We start from the raw sequence: 20,835 nt of genomic DNA on the forward strand, positions 1-20,835 counted from the left end.
CATGTTAAATCGACGTAATTTATTGAAAATCAGCATTTCAGCCGTGGGGCTTATTCCTGGTGTCACTCTTGCTGCGGGTGCGAATAAACCAAGCGAAAGTAATTATGTCGGGACGGCACAAATCACTGGTTCGTTAATGAACGGCACACGAACCACGGGTATCATGCAGGTTGACGCAACGGTTTACACGGTTGATCCGGCATTAAAACAGCGGCTTTTGGCATCGCAACCACTTATCCAATCAAAATGGCGAAATGCATTACAATATTATATCGCCAATTATTATATGGTTGGCAATGTACCCGATGCCAGCCTGATTGCCGCATTGTTTCAACGGGCAATTAGTGCCGAAATTGGCAATTCACGTGGGCGCGTTCTTATCATTGCGGTTATTGCCCGCTAAATCTAACACCCCCAAAAGTCTTACGATTTTTTGACTTTTAATTTTATAAATTTTGTGCAATGCAAAATGTCATTTAAAAGCATTACTGATGGGTGAGGATATGAGCAATAAAACCAATTCAGGTCATTTTTTTGAAGATTTCAAGGTTGGGCAATCAATACAGCACGCCACACCGCGCACTATTACAGAGGGTGACGTCGCACTTTATATTGCATTAACAGGTTCGCGTTATGCGCAATTTTCATCACAAAAATTTGCGTTTGATGTTGGTTTTGAAGTCGCGCCTGTTGATTCTCTTTTATTGTTCCACATTGTTTTCGGAAAATCGGTTCCTGATATTTCATTGAATGCAGTTGCCAATCTTGGCTATGCGGAATGTAAATTTTTACGCACCGTAAAAGCCGGCGACACCATAAACTCACAATCAGAAATTATCGGCGTTAAAGAAAATTCCAATGGTAAAACCGGCGTTGTTTATGTTCGCACCCGTGGTTTTAACCAATTTGGCAAAGAGGTTTTATCATATTGCCGCTGGGTGATGGTGAATAAGCGTGATGCAAACCATCCTGCGCCGCGTGCCGAATTACCAAACCTTGCACCATTTGTTGCCCCAACCGATCTTGTTGCACCATGTGAATTAAAGCCAGAGGCATGGGATTGCGATTTATCGGGTTCAAAATATTCCTACGAAGATTATGAAATTGGCGAAAAAATTGACCATAAAGACGGTATGACCGTTGAAGAAGCCGAACACCAAATTGCCACCCGTCTTTATCAAAACACTGCAAAGGTGCATTTTGATGGCTTTGGCATGAAGGCATCACGCTTTGGAAAGCGCCTTATTTACGGTGGCGTAGTTATTTCAACCGCGCGCGCAATTGCTTTTAACGGCCTTGAAAATGCGGGGCAAATTATTGCAATTAATGCCGGACGCCACGTAAACCCGCTATTTGCAGGTGATACGATTTATGCTTGGTCCGAAGTGCTGGACAAGGTGGAAATTGGCGGCGGTTGGGGTGCGTTGCGCCTTCGCCTTATTGCGACCAAGGATTTACCATGCGATCACTTCCCGCTAAAAACCGAAAGCGGCGATTATCTTCCTGATGTCTTGCTTGATTTGGATTATTGGGTGGCAATTCCTTTGCGCCGTTTTATGCAAATTGGGGTTTAATTAATGTTTGAACTTCACCCGCGCCTTATGGCGGATACATTTGAAATCTGTGAATTGGGGCAATCAAAATTGCTTTTGATGAATGATGCACGTTACCTTTGGTGCATCATTGTCCCACGGGTTGCGGGTGCGGTTGAATGGCATGATTTGGATGACGCCACCGCGAATGCGGTTTTCAAAGAAACTATGGAAGTTTCAAAAGCCATAAAATCCATTGGTGGCATTGATAAAATTAATATTGGTGCAATTGGCAATGTGGTGTCACAGCTTCATATCCATGTCATTGGGCGCAAAAATGGTGATGCGGTTTGGCCCGCACCGGTTTGGGGCAATGGTACGGCCGAAAGCTATACGGAAATTGGTGCAAAAAATATTATTGAAAAAATAAAAACTGCACTACAAAAACCTCTTTAATGGGGGTTAATTTGAAAACGCTTGGTTCGAAAACTTTGGCGGCATTTGATGTTGACGGCACATTAACATGGACCGATAGTTTCATGTTGTTTTTGCGTTATTATTCGGGGCGCACAAAATTCTTTTTAAACCTCATACGTCTTGTACCAACATTTTTGCTTTATGGCTTAAAACTTATTGGCCGCGACACCGCCAAAAACCACCTATTAACAGTGTTTTTTGCAGGTGATGATTTTGAACATTACCGCGCAAAGGCACAAGAATTTGCAAAAAAAGTCTATCCCATAATTTACCGCAAAGATGGGCTTTCTGCCGTAAGTGGGCATAAAAATATTGGTGACGAGGTGGCGTTGGTATCGGCATCATTGGCTGATTATCTTGAATTTTGGGCAGTTGATCTGGGCGTTAAACACGTTCTTGCCACACGGCTTGAAGTGGTGGGCGGTAAATTAACCGGAAAAATGGCGGGCCCAAATTGTCGTGCCGAAATTAAATTGCAAGAAATCCGCAAACATTTCCCTGATTATGAACTTGTGGCCGCCTATGGTGACAGTCGCGGGGATAAAGAAATGCTGGAGGCCGCCAAAACACCATTTTACCGTAAATTAGTTTCCGAACCGCGATTTGCCAAAAAAGCCCGCAATGATCTTTATTTTGGTAATTTGATGGAAACAACGTAAAATATTTTCATTTCAGGTTCATCTAAAGAGTGATAGAATCGTAACCTCTTATAAATTCGGGCAGGAGGGCGCGATATGGAAATTGATAAACGCAAACTAATTATGGGCATTGGCGCAGGGTTTCCATTATTTTTGTTTGAAACGGCGCGCGCACAAAACGTTGATTTAAATTCCATATTGGGCGTTATTACCAAAACAAACACCCAAAGCACGGGTGGTTTACCACTTGGCGTATCCGAGGCCGACGCAAATTCCGGCATGAAAGAAGCATTGATAAACGGTGCGGCGGCGGCGGTTTTACGCCTTGGCAAACTTGATGGCTATTGGCAGGATGGCAAAGTTCGCATTCCATTGCCGAAACCATTTAATCAAATTCAAAAAAATCTTCAGCCGCTTGGGCTTTCAAGCAAGTTTGACGATTTGCAATTAAAAATCAACCGTGCCGCAGAAACCGCCGCACCAAAGGCCAAGGCAATTTTTGTAAACACTATTAAATCGGTAACGCTTGAAGACATTACCGGTATTATTCGCGGCGGCGATACTGCGGGAACGGAATTTTTAAAGGCAAAAACCAAACCCGCATTAATGACCGAATTCCGCCCACCAATGTTGACGGCGGTTAATTCATCGGGTGCAGCGAAGTCGTTGGCGAATGTTAATGCCAAATATGGTTCACAAATTCAGATGCTTGGCGGGCTTTCTAATTTGCGTGGTCAAAACAATGTCGAAACCACAAGGGGCGCAAAAGGCGATCTTACCAGCCAATTTGTTGACTTTGCTTGTTCCAAAGCATTGGACGGCTTGTTTTACTATATCGCTCAAGAAGAAGCATCAATCCGCAAAGACCCACTAAAACAAACCAGCAGTTTGCTGAAAAAGGTATTTGGTGGGCTTTAATTCCTTCTAAAGTGTCTGAATTATTTAATTTTGAAATAGTTCCTGATTGCCAAACCAAACAAGAAAATAAGTATTCCTACAAAAATATTTTGGAATACTAAAAAGACATCATAGCCACTTGGGGGTAAGCATAAACTACTATCATTAGGAATATACCCACAAAATAGAACCCTTTTCATCTGTGAATCTAGTGCTAATTGGCCAACAATTGGAATATGGTTCGCTAAATTGGCTGAGCTTGCAATTTGATTGTATACTTCAGGACTAATAACTAGATTAGTTTCTATATTTTTGGGTCTATTTTCCCATATTTTTTTAAACACGAATAAATTGTTGTGCCCAGAAAATAATATGAAGCTTATAAAATACCAAAATGCTGGCAAGAAAATTGAACGTCCATAATTTGATAGAATTCCATACGCCGCGCTAAAAAATATTATCAATAATGTTGCCGGTAGTTTATAGAATAAGCAGTGAAGTTTTTCCCAAATTGTGTTTTCGCCTTTAGTGAGAAAATTCAAATTATATAATAGTGATAACCCCTGTTCTACACGTCTTTCTTCAATATATAGGTCGCGTTCCAAATCATGGTTTTTTGTTTCTTCGGCAATTTTTCTTAATAGCCGAATATTAATTAATTCTTTTTCATCTAATTTAATAAATGGCCATGAACCACTCGTAATTTTTAGCTTTACATTATGGAAATTCGCAGCACTGTGATTTTCACATCTTAACAATTTAGGCAATGAGTGAAATATACTACCCGTAAAATCGCAATCCAAATCCCTTCCGGATATATCCAATGTTTTCTCAAATACACACGATTGAAATTTAGGTAGTGATTTCTGCGCAACAAACGTAACAAAGTTTACAGCTTCGACAAAATGGCATTTATAGAAACGAGTTGCATTAAATAAGACGCAAATATAAAAATCTGTGGCAACAAATTTACAATTAATAAACGTTCCGGTTCCACCAATATGCGCCTGTTTAAAATTTGCATTTTCAATTTTCGAATTATGACACTCTATATTTTGAAAACTTGTATTTTCAAAAATAGCTGATTTGTAATTTACGCCATTAAATTTTGTTTCAGATGAAAATTTAGAACTTGAAAATGAAATATATTCATCGCTTGTAGATTCGGAAAAATCTGTACCATTACCAAAACCACAGCTTACAAAACTAACAATATGCTTTCCAAATTTTGCCCCCTTAAAATTTGCAAATTCTCCAAAATTAAAGTGGCTGAAATTAGGGATACTTTCCAAAGAACTAAAATCAAAGTTTTCAAAATTTACATAATTTGTACAAATTCCGTTTTCTTTGTGCTCTTGAGCGTTTCTATTGCGCCAAGAATTCCAAGAGCTCTCCCCTCTTTTAGCTAACTCAAGGAAAAATTCTGGCGATTCTGTAATTTTTTCTGCGGCTTCACTAGAGGCATTCATTCAAAATATAAACCTAGAAAGATATAATCATAGGTTTAATATATTACATAAAAACCATTGCCAACAGAAAAATTAGTGGCAGAGAAAATAAAACCAGAAATCGCTGTTTATTGTTTATATTACGCTTTTCCCCAAGTCGCTGAGTGAGGAGCGGAGCGCCGAAGGTGGCGACTTGAGACCTTTAATTTTCGTCCATCTTAAGTGCAGCAATAAACGCCTCTTGCGGGATTTCCACTTTCCCGAACTGCCGCATTTTCTTTTTACCTTCTTTTTGTTTATCAAGAAGTTTGCGTTTACGCGAAATATCGCCGCCATAACATTTTGCGGTTACGTCTTTACGAAGTGCAGAGATGGTTTCGCGCGCAATAATACGCCCGCCAAGTGCCGCCTGAATTGGGATTTTAAACAAATGTTGTGGAATAAGTTCTTTTAGCTTTTCGCACATTGCACGCCCGCGCCCTTCGGCACGACCGGCATGGACAAGCATTGAAAGGGCGTCCACCGGCTCATCATTTACCAAAATCTGCATTTTCACAAGATTGCCAGAACGATAATCAATTAATTGATAGTCAAATGACGCATAGCCTTTGGAAATTGATTTAAGGCGATCATAAAAATCGAACACAACTTCATTAAGTGGCAATTCATAAACCACCATCGCGCGCGTACCAATATAGGAAATATCAAGCTGATTACCGCGTCTGTCTTGGCAAAGTTTGATGATTGAACCCAAATATTCATCGGGTGTAAGGATGGTTGCCTTAATCCACGGCTCGTCAATGGTTTCAATTGACATCACATCAGGCATGTCGGCGGGGTTGTGAAGCTCTAATTGTTCGCCATTTTTAAGGTTGATGTGGTAAACCACGCTTGGGGCGGTGGCAATCAAATCAAGATTGAATTCACGGCTTAGGCGTTCTTGAATGATTTCAAGGTGAAGTAGGCCCAAGAAACCGCAACGGAAACCAAAACCAAGTGCCGCAGATGTTTCCATCTCAAAGCTAAAAGATGCATCATTAAGGCGAAGTTTGCCCATTGCGGCGCGTAAATCCTCGAATGAGGCGGCATCAACCGGAAACAGGCCGCAGAAAACCACAGGCTGCGCAGGTTTAAATCCAGGTAACGCCACGGCATCACGCAGTTTTTCATCAACAATTGTATCGCCCACCAATGCGTCCGCAACTTCTTTGATTGATGCGGTTAAAAAGCCAATTTCACCCGGACCAAGTTCGGCAATATCGGTGATTTTTGGTTTGAATACACCAACCTTGTCCACGCCATAGCTTGCACCAGTTTGCAGCATTTTAACCCGCATACCTTTTTTAAGTGTGCCTTGGATAATGCGCACCAAAACCACAACCCCAAGATATGGGTCATAATAAGCGTCCATCAAAAGCGCTTTTAACGGTTGGGTTGGATCACCTTCTTTGGGTGCGGGAAGGCGCTCAACAATTGCATCAAGCACCTTGTCCATGCCAATGCCGGTTTTGGCCGAAATTTCGATTGCATCACTGGCATCAATGCCGATTACTTCTTCGATTTGTGCCTTGATACGCTCTGGCTCGGCGGCAGGAAGGTCAATTTTATTTAAAACCGGAAGAATTTCCAAATCGGCGTCGATTGCCTGATAAACGTTGGCAAGTGTTTGTGCCTCTACCCCTTGGGAGGCGTCAACCACCAAAAGCGCACCTTCGCACGCCGCCAAAGAGCGTGAAACTTCGTATGCAAAGTCAACGTGCCCCGGGGTGTCGATAAGGTTTAAAACATAATCTTCGCCGTCTTTGTGATAATCAAGACGGACAGTTTGTGCCTTGATGGTAATGCCGCGTTCGCGTTCAATATCCATATTATCAAGGACTTGTTCTTTCATTTCACGTTGGGTCAAGCCACCTGTCATTTGGATAAGGCGGTCAGAAAGCGTGGACTTGCCGTGGTCAATATGGGCAACAATAGAAAAATTGCGGATATTTTGTTGTTTAGTCATGCTTTCCCATAGCTTATTTTAATAAAAACTCAAATGTTACTGGCATTAAACCAACTGCAAGACGGGAATTAATTAACATTATGAAAATTTAATCATCTTGTTAACCTAATTTAAGCCATATTAATCCAAAATAATCCGTACAGGGGCGAATAACCTTTATTTATCCGGAGTTTATAATGAAAAAATCAATCACTATCCTATCACTGCTAGCAGGTTCTATGTTGGCTGTTCTGGCGATTGGTTCACCAGCATCCGCACAAGAAATTTCCGAGGCACAGATTTCACAAGCATCAACCGATGCATCAACCTATTCTAAAGATGAAGTTTTAAAGGCCGCAGTTGACTTTTTCGGCACTTCTTCGGGTGCATTGGCACAGGTTGTTGAAAAAGTATTCAAAGACCAAGGTGAGCCTGTGGGCTATATCGTTGGCCAAGAAGGCAGCGCATCATTGGGTGTTGGCCTTAAATATGGTCATGGCGAATTGATTATGAAAGATGGCACAAAACGCAAAGTTTACTGGCGTGGCCCATCAATCGGTTTTGATACCGGCGCAAATGGATCAAAAGTATTCACACTTGTTTATAACCTTGGCAACCCAGATGGCATTTATCGCCGTTATCCGGGTGTTGAAGGTTCGGCATTCTTTATTGCCGGCGTTGCCGCAACCTATCAGCAAGCAGAAGGTGTAACCCTTGCACCAATTAGAACTGGTGTTGGTCTGCGTCTTGGTGCGAATGTTGGCTATACCGCATATTCTGCAAAAAGCCACATTAACCCATTCTAAGGTTTTTTGAATTTAGAGAAGCAAAAAGCCGGAAATTGCTTTCCGGCTTTTTTGTTTGTATTTTGGTTTAATGAACTACCAATGGTCTTTCATTTTCGGGTTCAAAAACCATATGTGCCACGCCAATTTTACGGGCGGCCTTGATTAATGCGGCAACCTCCGGCTCCCAACCATCGTCTTTATTGGCGATTGGCAATGCATTGCGCACCTTTATATCAATCCAACCATATTGACCCAATGTGGCATCCAAAAGCGCACCGGCATTTAACCCCTCATCATGCATATAATCATAAAGATGGCCAGTTTCGGCAAGTTTGTCACAATCCACAACGCTAATCATGGCGCATTTGCACCCTTTTGCGACCTTGGGGTGATAATTTTCGGCAACCACGGTTCCGATAAGGATAATTTGTCCTGAAATAATACTGTCTTCTTGCATATTCATCATTGACGCAAATTCCATACCGGCTAAATTTTATAGATGGTTAATAATTTCTTAATAGGCATAAGCGGTGGATCTTGTTCTGGCAAGACCACTTTTGCAAAAAAACTTGCATCCCTAATATGCAACAACAGTCCGGCGCTTGGGGTACGTATAATTTCCGAAGATGATTATTACCACGATCGTGAAACCCTAAATGACATTGAATTTTACGACGGGATATTCGATGACCCAATAATTCGTGACCATGATTTATTATTGGCAAACCTTGCGCAATTGGCACGTGGTCAAAGTGTTGAAATTCCGCAATATGATTTTGTTCACCATCGGCGTGGCGATAGTTTACAAACCATTCACCCCGCAAATATCATTATATTAGAGGGGCTTCACCTTTTTTGTAATGATGCACTTGTCGAAAAAATTGATTTCAAGGTTTTTATCGAACTAGAAGATGAGACAAGACTTTCGCGCCGCCTTACACGCGATATTAATGAGCGCGGGCGCGATGAAGCATCGGTACTTTCACAATATAATGGGGTTCGCCGTGCCTATAATAAATTTATTGAACCCATTAAAACCCGTGCCGATATAATCACAAGGGGTGATTTTAATGATGAAATGCTGCAAAATATTTATCAATTAATTCAAAATCGAATTAATAAAGCGGAAAACCATTTATAGTAAATGGTGGCATAAAAAGTTATTCAACTGAAACTTAAATAAAATATATGAAACTTGTTATGTTTCATTCAGATTTTATATGTATAATTAAACCATGTAGTTCAGTAATAACTATTAAAAGAGATTGAGATGAAAAATAACGGTTTTAAAATTCTATCACTTGCGGCAATTGGCATTGGTCTATTTGGCATTGGTGCGGCGGCATACGCACAAGCGCAGGCGGCAAATCGCCCGCTTCCCGGGCGCTGGGAATTTAAGACTGTTGCCGCGGGTATTTATAATGATTCCGATGATTATTGCTTGTCACAAGCCGAAATCGATCGGTTTTATAATAACCCTTGTAAACGCAATAGCGTTTGCGTTTATTCGGTTAAGAAATTTAATCCAGACGGAAGCGCAACCTTTAAAGGCACATGGACCGATCGCAAAAAACGCGTAACCAAACTTAATGTTAATGGCGTTTTCCAGCCGGCTAAACTTACATTAAAAGGAACTGCAAGCATTTATAATGTCCCAGTTCCGATAAATTTCACCGCAACCAGAATTGCGGCGACCTGTAAAAAATAGCTCTAAAATTTAATTTTAATAAATGGCGGCGCAAAATGCCGCCATTTTTGTCATTTAAGCCTTTAATATTGCGTGATTTTATTTCACCACGCATAATTAATGAGATTTACTGCCCTAATGACGTAAAAATGTCGGATTCTGTTAGTAGTTTGTCTTGACCTATGATAAAATTCCTTTAACCCATAAATCACATTTTTGTGGAGCAATTGGTTTGAGCGAAGAAGAAAACACTGAAACCCAGATGGAACAGCAACCCGAAACTACTGAAACCGCATCTCAACTCGCGGCAGAAGCAACGAGTAATGATATAGAATCTTCTGCTGCCTCTGAAACAGATGCAAAAGAAGCCAATTCGGAATCCACAAGCGAAGCGCCAAAAGAGACTTTAATTCTGGGCGACTTTGGTGAAATCATCTGGAATGATGAAACAATTGCAAAAGTTACCACCGGTAACGCGCATCTTGAACCAAAATTTGAAATCACACGTGAAGAGCTAAACCGTGATGAAACCCGTGATGTGGTTACAGAACGTCTTAGCAATTGGCTTGAAGACATGCTTCACACTGATTTGTTTCCTCTATTCCGTTTAAAATCAGCAATTGAACATGTTGCGCCGGAGGCAAATGCCGAAGTTGCCGCCACAACAGAAGCTGTTGCAGAAACCACAGAAGCGCCTGCCGAAGCGGAAACTGCCGCTGCTGCACCGGTTGTTCATACCGTCCTAAGTGATGAGGCAAAAGTTCTTGCGCAAAAATTGCTTGATTCACATGGTATTTTAAACCGCGCCTATGTTGAAAAAGAGGTTGCGGCATTATCACAAGAAGTTCGTAAAAGCCTGCGCGTACTTGGTATAAGATTTGGTCGCTCTGCGGTTTATTTCCCACTACTTCTAAAACCAAAAGCAGTTCGATTGAATGCAATTCTTGGTTATTTATCCGATGGTGCCAAATCTGAAAAACCATTCTTGCCACCAATTGGCGTTACCTCTTTTGAAGCGGATGAAACCCGCACTGAAAAAGAATACGATTTAATCGGTTTCCGTAATATTGCCGGTCGTTCAATTCGTATTGATATTCTTGACCGCGTTTTGGACGTTTTATATGAGGCACAAAAAGAGGCAAAGGGCGCAATTCCAATGCCACAATCTGTTGTGTCATTCCTTGGTGTATCCAATGAAATCGCCGAAAAAGTTGTTGAGACATTGGGTTGGGTAAAAAGCACCGATGAAGAAGGCAAGGTATTATGGCAATTTAAACGCCCTAAACCACCGCAAAAACCCTTTAAACCACGTCCACAAACTTCTGAGGGTGGTAATCGCGAATTTAAGCGTCCTGATCAAAACTTTGGTGGTAAAAAACGCAAAGATAACAAAGGCGGCGGCAAACCAAAAGGCGGCCGTGATTATTCATCTGGCCCTAAACGCAACGATGGCGATAGCCCGTTTGCAATTCTTGCCAGCCTTAAATTAGGCGATAAAAAAGAATAATTCAAAATATGGGTTTTAAAAACACCGGATATTTCAAATGAAATGTCCGGTTTTTTTATGCGCGTTTACGCAAAATATCACCATCAGTATCGGGCGCGATAACTTCACCCAATGGGCGCGGCGCACCGAAAAGATTACCTTGGGCAAAGCCTAAATCAAGTTCCAATGCTTCGATAATTACGCGCTCATCTTCTACGCGGTCGGCAATTAAATCAACGCCATAACGGGCAAATAATGATGCAACATCTTGTGGTTCAAATTCGCGCGCAAGGCCAGTAATTGGGCGAACCCCATCGCGTAACAATTGTTGCACCAATTTGTTGCCGGCGATTTTAACGTAGCGCACGCCCATTCTTTCAAGTTTACGCAAATCAACATCAATTGAATCACAGCGATCAATTGAAAAACGATAACCAAGGTCAAATAAACGACCCATATTACGTTCAGCGGTTAGACCCAATCTTTCAAATGCATCGCGCGGTAATTCAAAAATTAATGAGCCAACCAAATCACGGTTTTGTTTTAAATAATCAATAAATTGCGCAAAGAAGGTTTCATCACCCAATGAAGTCGGTGAAATATTGCAAAATAATGAAATGCGGCGGTCACGGCGAATGGTTTGCCGCGCAAGCTGGACACATTTTAACAATAACATATTGTCGATTTCGGCAACCAAGCCAGAATTTTCAGCAACCTTTAAAAACTCACCAGGCATAATTAATTGGCCAGTGCTGTCACGAAGGCGGGTAAAACATTCGTAAAAGGAAACCCGTCTTTGCGGAAGGGTTACGATTGGCTGCAAATGAATTTCAACACGGCTTGCGTCGATTGCCTCTTGAACAGCCGCAAGCAATGAACGCTCTGTACGCTTAGGGCGTGTTGAAAGCGGTGTAATATTATCAACACGCGCCTGCTTTTGTGCGGCAAAGGCGGCAATACTATGGGCAAGGTCTTTTAATTCATCGACAATTTTTTCTTCGCGCTGGCGGCTTTCTTCAAGGATTTGTTCTTTGAACTCTTCAAATTCGGCGCGGGTCTTTTCGTTTTCAAGACGTAATTGTTCAATCTCACCATTTAATTGATTGGTGAATTGGCGTGGTAGGCGGATTTTTTTTGGCAAAAACACTGAATGCAACAAACCGCAGGCAAGCGTGAACATTCCACCAAGGCACATTGCAACCGCATTTGTGTATTGAAAATAAATACTGGCAACCATGCCAATACCAACACCAAGTGCGATATAAACAATTGTTAGAATAATATTAATAGCCGCCGCGTACAAATTAACCACCATTTTCTATGATGAACCGAAAAAATCTTTTAAATATAGCGGTTAATTTGGTTAACACATGGTTAATTTATTCATTTCTTAACAATTCATCAACATATGCTGGAACGGTTTCTGTGGCTTTGCCAATGCGGGTTTCGTCAAACAAACTATTGCCAACACTTGGTTCAATATTGAATTCAACAGTATGCGCACCAGAACGTTTTGCAATTTCAACAAAGCTAGAAGCAGGGTGAACGTTTCCCGATGTTCCGATTGATAAAAACAAGCTTGATTTCAAAAGCGCCTTATAAATTTCATCCATATCAAACGGCATTTCGCCAAACCATACAATATGCGGACGCAATGTTGCGGTTTTGTCAAATGGTGAAACCGTATCGGGTAAAATATCCCCATGCCATTCGGTTGGAAAATTGGTTTTGGTGCAACGTGCTTTTAATAATTCACCATGCAAGTGGATAAGATGCCCAGGAACGCCATATTCCTTGGCGGCACGGTCGTGTAAGTCGTCAACATTCTGGGTAACAATTAAAACTTCGCCGCGATGCCAATTTTTAACAAGCTTCGCAAGTGCTAGGTGTGCCTCATTTGGCTTCACCTCGGACAGTTGGCGACGACGGGCATTGTAAAACTCATTAACAAGATTGGGGTCGCGGGCATAGGCTTCGGGCGTTGCCACATCGTCAATTTTATGGCCATGCCAAAGCCCATCCGCAGCGCGAAAAGTCTGAAGACCAGATTCCGCAGAGATACCAGCACCAGTAAGAATAACAATGTTTTTCATTTCAAATCTCCCACCGCAATATGTTTTGCACTTCATATGGCGTAATTATGCCATATTAAAGGCGACATCATTTTAATCAGGCGGGAATATTTTTATAATTCCCGCTGCTTTGCCATATTGGCAAGGCTTTGTTCAGGGCGTGGTCCATAATGAGAAATAATCTCATAGGCACACAAAGATCCTAGCTTGCCACAGGCTTCTAGTTCGCGACCCGATGCAACACCATATAAAACACCGGCGGCATATAAATCACCGGCACCCGTTGTATCGACAACTTTTTCAATTGGAATTGCTGGAACCCGAACCAATTCATCACCACGCGCCAGAACCGAGCCATGTTCCGAACGTGTCAGGCAGACCATTTCACAATCGCCACGTGCATATTGTAATGCCACCTCAAAATCATCGGTATCATAAAGGGCAAGTATTTCATTTTCATTGGCAAACAAAATATCAATATGGTTTTCTACCAAATTACGGAATGATTCCTTGTGACGCTCAACACAGAAAATATCAGACAATGTAAGTGCGGTTAAACGATTGTATTTCTTTGCAAATTCTGCCGCCTTTACAAAGGCCAATTTGGCTTCTTCGCGGTCAAATAAATATCCTTCAAGGAAAACGATTTTAGAAGCACCAATTTTCGCCTCATCCAAATCGGTTTCGCTCATAAGTGGGGAGCAGCCAAGATAGGTGCACATTGAACGCTGCCCATCTGGGGTAACATTTATTAAACAACGTGCGGTTGATGGACCATCTTCTAGTGGTTCGGTATTAAACGCCACACCGATTTCGTTAATTTCTTCGATAAAATAAGATCCCAAAGTATCATAAGCAACTTTGCCAATATATGCCGCTTTGCCGCCAAGTGACGCAATGCCAGCCATAGTGTTTGCCGCAGAGCCACCAGAAACCATTTTTCCAGCCGACATTGTTGCATAAAGTTTTTCAACCTGCCCCTCATCAAATAAAAGGGTCATTGCACCTTTTGTAATTGAATTTTTTTGCAAAAATTCATCACTTGCTGGGGCAATTACGTCAACAATTGCGTTACCCACGCCACAAACATCGTATTTAATTTCCATTCGTCACTTTCCTATTGTTGAATTCTCAACAGTCTTATAGCTTTATTTTACCAATTAAAAGCAATATTAAAATGTGACAAATACACATTAAAAGATTCAGGCTAAAATTGGGGATTGCCATTTGAAATTCGCATTAATGGTTACGCATAAATATTTTGATACAAATTCAACAGAGTTTTATGCACCAATGGTGAAAAAACAATTTTCACTTCTTGCCGCTGCTTTACAAAAATATGCGATAGAACTTGTGCCAATTTTTTGGGAAGATGCGCCCATTGATTTTAGTGAGTTTGCCGCAATAACCCCCATTAATTCGTGGTCATACCCTGAAAAAACCGACATTTTTAAAAACTATATTGCGGCAATTGAACAAAGTAATACCCGACTTATTAATCCATTGTGGGTACTGCGCGATAATATGAATAAATCATATCTTGAACGCCTTTATAAAGCGGGTGCGCCAGTGCCACCAACCAAAATTGTTGATGTCAAAGAACATGAAAAAATCTATGCCGCTTTTGATGATTTTTCCTGTGATGAAATTATCATTAAACCCATAATTGGTGCCGGGGCATGGCGACAAGTTCGCATGAAAAAAGGTGACATTTTGCCAAGTGCTGATTTATTACCGCCAGATTTGGCACTAATTCAGCCATTCTTGCCAAAAGTTGCCGAAATTGGTGAATTGTCAATGTTGTTTTTTGGCAATGAATTTTCACACGCACTTATGAAAACCCCAAAGGCGGGTGATTACCGTTCGCAAACAAAATATGGCGCAGTTGAAACCAATATCACCCCACCACCTGAAGCAATGGAGGCCGGAAAAAAAATTCTGCAATCTTATGACCCCAATAATGAGCTTGGCTACGCCCGTATTGATATGGTGCAAAATGCCGATGGACAATGGCTTTTGATGGAAATGGAAATGATAGAGCCATATTTATATCTACCATATGATGGCAATGATGGTCTTTTGGGTGCGGCAAATTTTGCCAAAGCAATTGCGGCAAAAATCCTGTAACTTATTGAAAATATTTTTTGGTAATATTTTTATCTTTTTCGTCTATATAGGCAAAATTGAAATTATGGGACGGCACAACCCGCAGGAGTTAACATGAAAAAACGTTTTTTTGGTACAGATGGTATTCGTGGTGAAGCAAACAAACACCCGATGACATCAGAAACTGCACTATATCTTGGGATGGCTGCGGGAACGTATTTCAAAAAGGCAAACAGCCAAAATATGGTAATTATCGGTAAAGATACACGCCGCTCTGGTTATATGCTTGAATTTGCACTTGTGTCCGGTTTTGCTGCGGTTGGTATGGATGTTAAAATCCTTGGCCCAATCCCAACGCCTGCAATTGGTATTCTGACCCGCTCTTTACGTGCCGAACTTGGCGTTATGATTTCGGCATCACACAATGGATATGCTGATAATGGCATTAAATTATTTGGCTCTGATGGCTTTAAACTAAGCGATAAAGAAGAATTGGAAATTGAGGCATTACTTGCCGAACCTGAAAAAATCAAACGCGCAGGCCCAAAAGATATTGGTCTTGTGAAATCATTTGAAGATTCACGCGGCCGATATGTTGAAGTTGTTAAGGCATGTTTGCCACGTGGTCTTCGCCTTGATGGATTGCGCATTGTTATCGATTGCGCGAATGGCGCGGCCTATAAAACCGCCCCTTGGGCATTATGGGAATTGGGTGCCGAAGTAGTTGAAATCGGCGTAAACCCGAACGGTATGAACATTAATGATGGATGCGGTTCAACCAATTTAACGCAATTGCGTGAAAAAGTAATTGAACGCCGTGCTGACCTTGGTATTGCCCTTGATGGTGACGCCGACCGTATCGCGATTATTGACGAAAAAGGCAATGAAATTGACGGCGATCAAATCATCGCCTCAATCGCAAGCAATATGTTGGCATCGGGCAATTTGCGCGGGCCAGTTGTTACCACTGTTATGTCTAATTTGGGTCTTGAGAATTTTATTAAATCACGTGGCGCAGAATTCATTCGTACTGATGTTGGTGATCGTAACGTTGTTATGGCAATGCGTGAACATGGTTCAAATCTTGGTGGTGAACAATCAGGACACGTTGTCGCCCTTGATTATGCGACAACTGGTGATGGTTTGATTTCGGCATTATTGGTTCTTGGTGCAATGGTTGAACAAGAGAAAAAGGCGTCCGAAGTTTTAAATTGCTTCACGCCAATGCCGCAAATTCTTAAAAACATTCGTTATACTGGTAAATCACCTCTGTTGGTTGATAAAAACGCAAAATTGGTTGAGCAAGTCAAGCAAGATATGGCGGCAAAAGGTGCGCGTCTTGTTGTCCGCACATCTGGTACAGAACCATTGGTAAGGCTTATGGCAGAGGGTGAAGACGAAGATATGATTCGCAAAACCATTGATGAACTTGCGGCGGCAATTGCATAAAATTTAAACCAACCATCCCCGCAATAATTGCGGGGTAGCGGGTTTTTATTTCACTGGTTGCTTTTGCAGCTTTCTGGCAAGCGTACGGCGGTGCATCCCCAATCTGCGTGCGGTTTCCGATATATTATAATTGGTCTCTTCCAAAGTTGATTGGATTGTTTCCCATTCAAGGTTTTTTATCGAACTTGGGCGGGCAGTAATTGGCGCGGAAATATCGCCGTCACCTTTTTCAAAGGCTTTGATAATTTCATCACTATTCGCTGGTTTGGCAAGATAATGACAGGCCCCAAGTTTTATCGCCTCAACCGCAGTGGAAATGCTGGCATAACCGGTTAAAACCACGATTTTTAATTCGGGTTGCAGATCCAATAATTCTTTTACACATTCAAGACCAGAACGGTTTTTAAGGCGGAGGTCAACCACCGCATTATCGAACTTTTCTTTTTGGGCAAGTAAAATTGCGTCTTCATATGAGTTTACGGTTCGCGCATTAAAGCCGCGCTTTTGGAAGGATTTTCCAAGCGTTTCGGCCAATGGCACATCATCATCAATGATTAAAATCCGCCTCATATCATAATTGCCTTTAACGGAAAATGCATGGTTACGATAACACCGCCATTATTCGGTTTATTATCAAGGTGCAAACCACCGCCCAATGCCTTCATTGTTCCTTGTGCTAAAAACAGACCAACGCCAAAACCATTTTCATTTTTGGTTGAATAATTTTCTTTTCGGATTTTTTCCATAAGATTAACAGGCGCGCCTTTTCCAAAGTCCTCAATTTTAATTATGACACTCTCATCATCCAAATAGGCCTGCAATGCGATTTGTTTTGCCTTATTTTCAATACTGGCATCTTTCGCATTATTAAGAATTGTCACAATTGCCTGTTCAAGAATTAAATCACAGGCGGCATTTATGTTTTCAAAATTTATTTCATGCAACAATTGGACATTTTGTCCATTATGGCTTTCCCAATCTTTGCAAATGCCAACCAAAAAATTGCCAAAATCATCATGCCGCGCCCCTTGACCACGAATTTGCCCCGATGATGCAAGGATACGGGTTAGGATATTTTTCGCGCGTTCAAGCTGTGACAAAAGGGTTTTAACCTCTTCGTCCCGTTCTGCCTTTTTTGATGGTGGGTTTAAAACCAACCAATCATTCAAAATTATTGACATGGTCGCAAGCGGGCCACCAAGTTCATGCGCCGCACCCGCACTCATAAGACCAAGGCGTAGAATATTTTGTTGTTCGGTGGCATTTTGCTGTAATTCAAAAATTGCCTTGTCGCGCTCTTTTAAATTCTGCATGGCCTTGGTAACAAAATACACCAAAATCAGGCTCGATAATGCAAAGCTAAGCATCATGCCCTGTGCCTGCACTTCAAAAAAGGCTGTATGACGAGATTTACCAACCACAAAGGGGCTTTCAACAAATTCGATAAATAAAAACCCAATTATGCCAACCACATAAATTGACCAAGCATAACGTTTTGATAACAGCAAAGAGCCAAGAATAATTGGAATAATTAATGCAAGCAAAAATGGGTTAGATGGCCCACCGGTTTGCAGCATTACAACAATCAAAAAAATCGTATCAAGCAATAGCCAAACAAAGGTTTCGGCATCGTTGATGGGATTTTTTGATTTTAATCGCATAACCGCAAGAAATTGCATCAATATCATCAATTGCAATTCAATCATCAAAGTGCGAATTGGGATAAATATCGACAAGACATTATAGGCAACCATGAAAACAGCGCCATAAATAATAATCGCCAACAATCGAAGCATGACCAAAAGTCGGAAATTTTTACGGCTGGTAATTGCCTCTAATTGCTGCGGATAAGAAGAGCTCATTATGCCGCCCCTTTTGGTACATTTGCCGCCGGAAGCTCCATAATAAAGCGTGCACCCTTTATTTCATCACCAACTTTACGGTTTTGCGCCCATAATTTACCGTTGTGATTCTGCACAATTTGCCGCGCAATCGCAAGACCAAGGCCAGAATGCGTGCCAAATGCCGCCATTTCTTTTGGTCTTTGGGTATAGAAACGTTCAAAAACGCGGGACAATGCCTCTTCTGGAATACCCGGGCCTTCATCTTCAACAAAAATACGGATTTTTTTCTTTTTCACTTGTGCAAGCACCCTTACCCTTGCCCCTTCTGAAGAAAAGCTAATGGCGTTATCAAGCAAATTAATCAAAACCCGCTCAATCGCTTCGTAGCGGATATTAGCAAAAAGCAAATCTGTATCATTTTCAAAAACCGCACTTATTTTTAAGTTTTTGTCATGCGCAACAGATTGATAATTGGCGACAAGATTTTCAATCATTTGGCGCATATTGCGGGTTTCACGATTTTCACGGGCAAGTTCGGCATCAAGGCGTGATGCATTGGAAATATCGGTTACAAGGCGATCGATGCGACCTAAATCAGACAAAAGGATTTTTTCCAATTTTTCTTTTTGTTCGGGTTTAAGATTGCCGCGTAACAATTCCGCCGCATTTTTCACCGCTGCCAATGGGTTTTTAATTTCATGGGCAACGTCGGCGGCAAACCTTTCATTGGCCTCAATCTTGTCTTGAAGGCTATTGGTCATGCGGGACAACGCCTCGGCAAGTTCGCCAATTTCATCGGGACGCGCCAATAATTCCTTGTCAGTAATAAACGAAGACCGCCCTGAACTAACGGCATCTGCGGCATTTGAAAGCTGCTGCAATGGGCGCGCAATCACCCATGCAAGTGTTGATGCCGACAAAAGGTTTGCCAAAACCGCAGCAACAATAAAAGGGATAAGGGCGCGCCGTTCATTGGCAATAATATCCGAAACATCAGAACTTTCGAGGGTTAAAACACCCACCACTGAATTCACCCTTTGAACCGGAATTGAGACGGAAACCACACGTTTCCCCTCTTCATCAAAGCGTTCATGGGCAACAATATTCCCCTGTATAGCGGCGGCAATTTCATCATTCAATGCAATTGCGGGGTCGTTTTGCGAACCTTGGGCGCGGATGCGCACTTTTTCCACCGCATCATTAGTTGCTTTTTTGAAATCAGGAATTTTTTGATCAAGTGGTGGCAATTCACGCACCGAAACTTCATCATATAAAACATCAGAATCGGTTATTAATTGGCGGTTTTTATCAAAAAGCCTCAGCCTGCCACCTGGTTCACGAAAAAGACGCTTTAGCACCACACGCGCGCTTTCGCCATCAAGATAAAGCCCTGTATCATCTTCGCCAACTGCAGCCTCGGCAAGAACGCTGGCGATTGTCATGCCTTGGGCACGCAATGTATCTGCACGCGCTTGTGTAAGACCTGCCCGCAACTCGTTCAAAATAAGTGAACCAAGTACCAATACCGCAAGACCAGCAAAAGAGCCGATAAAAATTACGCCCGCAATGCCGCCACGCCGACTTTTCTTGGGGTCCGTTACAAAGTCAGAGAAAAACTTCCGCTTTTGCTTCTTCTCTTGTTTAATATCCGCATTAGCGGTGATTTCGTCACCACTTGCGTCCAGAGAGGAAGAATTTCGCGGTGGCGATTGCATTACCCCTCCATATATCTGTAACCGACACCATAAAGGGTTTCAATTTTGTCAAATTCATTGTCGATTTCACGGAATTTACGGCGAATACGTTTTACGTGGCTGTCGATTGTGCGGTCATCAACATAGATGCTTTCGTCATAGGCGGCATCCATAAGCTGATCACGACTTTTTACAAAACCTGGGCGCTGCGCCAAGGCATTAATCAGCAGGAATTCAGTTACCGTTAGTTTTACCGGCTTACCCTTCCATGCGCAAATATGACGATTTGGATCAAGGGTAAGATTGCCGCGTGAAACCACCTTTTTATCACTACCCGGGGTCGGGGTTTCAATAACATTGCCAAGGCGCGCGCGGCGCAAAACCGCTTTTACCCGTTCACTTAAAAGGCGGGCCGAAAATGGCTTTGTGATATAATCATCGGCGCCAACCGAAAGCCCCACCACCTCGTCAATTTCATCATCTTTTGAAGTTAGAAAAATCACCGGAACATCAGAGGTTTCGCGTAAACGGCGCAATAATTCTACACCATCCATACGCGGCATTTTAATATCAAGAATTGCAATATCAGGTGGCGAAGATGTTAAAGCCGGTAAAGCGGCCGCACCATCGCAAAAAGTGACTACATCATAACCTTCGTTTTGGAATAAAATCTCCAGTGAAGTACGAATATTGTCATCATCATCAACCAGCGCAATTTTAGTCATATTCAATT

At 41.9% G+C, this 20,835-nt stretch carries 21 protein-coding genes; 11 read left to right on the forward strand and 10 right to left on the reverse strand.

Features of this window, described 5'->3' with window-relative positions; all coding sequences use genetic code 11:
- Position 1: 1 nt before the first annotated feature.
- From KXV15_RS00835 to KXV15_RS00855, 5 genes are all read left to right on the forward strand, one after another.
- On the forward strand, positions 2-403 hold the full coding sequence (locus KXV15_RS00835; protein ID WP_240006260.1) for a hypothetical protein: 402 nt from the start codon (positions 2-4) through the stop codon (positions 401-403).
- A gap of 100 nt (positions 404-503) precedes the next feature.
- On the forward strand, positions 504-1,574 hold the full coding sequence (locus KXV15_RS00840) for a MaoC family dehydratase (protein ID WP_240006261.1): 1,071 nt from the start codon (positions 504-506) through the stop codon (positions 1,572-1,574).
- 3 nt (positions 1,575-1,577) lie between these two features.
- Positions 1,578-1,988 carry an HIT family protein gene (locus KXV15_RS00845; protein ID WP_240006262.1) on the forward strand — a complete coding sequence of 137 codons (411 nt, stop codon included), beginning with the start codon at positions 1,578-1,580 and terminating at the stop codon, positions 1,986-1,988.
- A gap of 11 nt (positions 1,989-1,999) precedes the next feature.
- The gene (locus KXV15_RS00850; protein WP_240006263.1) at positions 2,000-2,668 is read left to right on the forward strand and encodes an HAD family hydrolase; all 669 of its coding nucleotides are present in this window, start codon (positions 2,000-2,002) and stop codon (positions 2,666-2,668) included.
- A gap of 75 nt (positions 2,669-2,743) precedes the next feature.
- Positions 2,744-3,565, forward strand: a complete 822-nt coding sequence (locus tag KXV15_RS00855; RefSeq protein WP_240006264.1) for a DUF4197 domain-containing protein — start codon at positions 2,744-2,746, stop codon at positions 3,563-3,565.
- Positions 3,566-3,585: 20 nt separating this feature from the next.
- Here the strand turns inward: KXV15_RS00855 and KXV15_RS00860 are convergent, their stop codons facing one another.
- Together KXV15_RS00860 and lepA are read right to left on the reverse strand one after the other, a co-directional pair.
- Entirely contained in the window at positions 3,586-5,013 is a 1,428-nt protein-coding gene (locus KXV15_RS00860) for a pentapeptide repeat-containing protein (protein WP_240006265.1), read from the reverse strand.
- A 181-nt stretch (positions 5,014-5,194) separates the two neighbouring features.
- Entirely contained in the window at positions 5,195-6,997 is a 1,803-nt protein-coding gene (gene lepA, locus KXV15_RS00865) for a translation elongation factor 4 (protein ID WP_240006266.1), read from the reverse strand.
- Positions 6,998-7,173: 176 nt separating this feature from the next.
- Here lepA and KXV15_RS00870 point away from each other — a divergent pair, with 176 nt between their 5' ends.
- Positions 7,174-7,782 carry a DUF1134 domain-containing protein gene (locus tag KXV15_RS00870; RefSeq protein ID WP_240006267.1) on the forward strand — a complete coding sequence of 203 codons (609 nt, stop codon included), beginning with the start codon at positions 7,174-7,176 and terminating at the stop codon, positions 7,780-7,782.
- A 67-nt stretch (positions 7,783-7,849) separates the two neighbouring features.
- Here KXV15_RS00870 and KXV15_RS00875 read toward each other — a convergent pair whose 3' ends face one another.
- Positions 7,850-8,227 (reverse strand): hypothetical protein, encoded by a 378-nt coding sequence (locus KXV15_RS00875; RefSeq protein WP_240006268.1) that lies wholly within the window; start codon positions 8,225-8,227, stop codon positions 7,850-7,852.
- A 36-nt stretch (positions 8,228-8,263) separates the two neighbouring features.
- On the opposite strand from KXV15_RS00875, the gene udk reads away from it, so the two are divergent.
- From udk to KXV15_RS00890, 3 genes are all read left to right on the forward strand, one after another.
- The gene (udk, locus tag KXV15_RS00880) at positions 8,264-8,905 is read left to right on the forward strand and encodes a uridine kinase (protein ID WP_240006269.1); all 642 of its coding nucleotides are present in this window, start codon (positions 8,264-8,266) and stop codon (positions 8,903-8,905) included.
- A 129-nt stretch (positions 8,906-9,034) separates the two neighbouring features.
- Positions 9,035-9,472, forward strand: a complete 438-nt coding sequence (locus KXV15_RS00885; RefSeq protein WP_240006270.1) for a DUF3617 domain-containing protein — start codon at positions 9,035-9,037, stop codon at positions 9,470-9,472.
- Between the two features lie 211 nt (positions 9,473-9,683).
- Positions 9,684-10,958: a hypothetical protein gene (locus KXV15_RS00890; protein ID WP_240006271.1), complete on the forward strand. Its 1,275-nt coding sequence runs from the start codon at positions 9,684-9,686 to the stop codon at positions 10,956-10,958.
- A gap of 55 nt (positions 10,959-11,013) precedes the next feature.
- Here the strand turns inward: KXV15_RS00890 and KXV15_RS00895 are convergent, their stop codons facing one another.
- The 3 genes from KXV15_RS00895 to KXV15_RS00905 form a co-directional block, all read right to left on the reverse strand.
- On the reverse strand, positions 11,014-12,240 hold the full coding sequence (locus KXV15_RS00895; RefSeq protein WP_240006272.1) for an EAL domain-containing protein: 1,227 nt from the start codon (positions 12,238-12,240) through the stop codon (positions 11,014-11,016).
- Between the two features lie 76 nt (positions 12,241-12,316).
- A complete protein-coding gene (locus KXV15_RS00900) occupies positions 12,317-13,030 on the reverse strand; it encodes an NAD-dependent deacylase (protein WP_240006273.1) in 714 nt (237 codons plus the stop codon).
- 92 nt (positions 13,031-13,122) lie between these two features.
- Entirely contained in the window at positions 13,123-14,115 is a 993-nt protein-coding gene (locus tag KXV15_RS00905) for an adenosine kinase (RefSeq protein WP_240006274.1), read from the reverse strand.
- A 136-nt stretch (positions 14,116-14,251) separates the two neighbouring features.
- Between KXV15_RS00905 and KXV15_RS00910 the strand changes: the two genes are divergently transcribed.
- Together KXV15_RS00910 and glmM are read left to right on the forward strand one after the other, a co-directional pair.
- Positions 14,252-15,136, forward strand: a complete 885-nt coding sequence (locus tag KXV15_RS00910; RefSeq protein ID WP_240006275.1) for an ATP-grasp domain-containing protein — start codon at positions 14,252-14,254, stop codon at positions 15,134-15,136.
- 93 nt (positions 15,137-15,229) lie between these two features.
- Positions 15,230-16,564, forward strand: a complete 1,335-nt coding sequence (gene glmM, locus KXV15_RS00915; RefSeq protein WP_240006276.1) for a phosphoglucosamine mutase — start codon at positions 15,230-15,232, stop codon at positions 16,562-16,564.
- Positions 16,565-16,609: 45 nt separating this feature from the next.
- Here glmM and KXV15_RS00920 read toward each other — a convergent pair whose 3' ends face one another.
- The 4 genes from KXV15_RS00920 to KXV15_RS00935 are packed head-to-tail and all read right to left on the reverse strand — an operon-like array spanning position 16,610 to position 20,827.
- Positions 16,610-17,134, reverse strand: a complete 525-nt coding sequence (locus KXV15_RS00920) for a response regulator transcription factor (RefSeq protein WP_240006277.1) — start codon at positions 17,132-17,134, stop codon at positions 16,610-16,612.
- A complete protein-coding gene (locus tag KXV15_RS00925) occupies positions 17,131-18,426 on the reverse strand; it encodes an ATP-binding protein (RefSeq protein WP_240006278.1) in 1,296 nt (431 codons plus the stop codon). Before KXV15_RS00925 ends, KXV15_RS00920 begins: the two co-directional genes overlap by 4 nt.
- Positions 18,426-20,123 (reverse strand): stimulus-sensing domain-containing protein, encoded by a 1,698-nt coding sequence (locus tag KXV15_RS00930; protein WP_240006279.1) that lies wholly within the window; start codon positions 20,121-20,123, stop codon positions 18,426-18,428. Before KXV15_RS00930 ends, KXV15_RS00925 begins: the two co-directional genes overlap by 1 nt.
- The gene (locus KXV15_RS00935; RefSeq protein ID WP_240006280.1) at positions 20,123-20,827 is read right to left on the reverse strand and encodes a response regulator transcription factor; all 705 of its coding nucleotides are present in this window, start codon (positions 20,825-20,827) and stop codon (positions 20,123-20,125) included. The genes KXV15_RS00930 and KXV15_RS00935 overlap by 1 nt, the downstream gene beginning before the upstream one ends.
- Positions 20,828-20,835 lie beyond the last annotated feature (8 nt).

The sequence above is a fragment of the Pseudaquidulcibacter saccharophilus genome, assembly GCF_019455445.1.
Taxonomy (GTDB): Bacteria; Pseudomonadota; Alphaproteobacteria; order Caulobacterales; family Aquidulcibacteraceae; genus Pseudaquidulcibacter; species Pseudaquidulcibacter saccharophilus.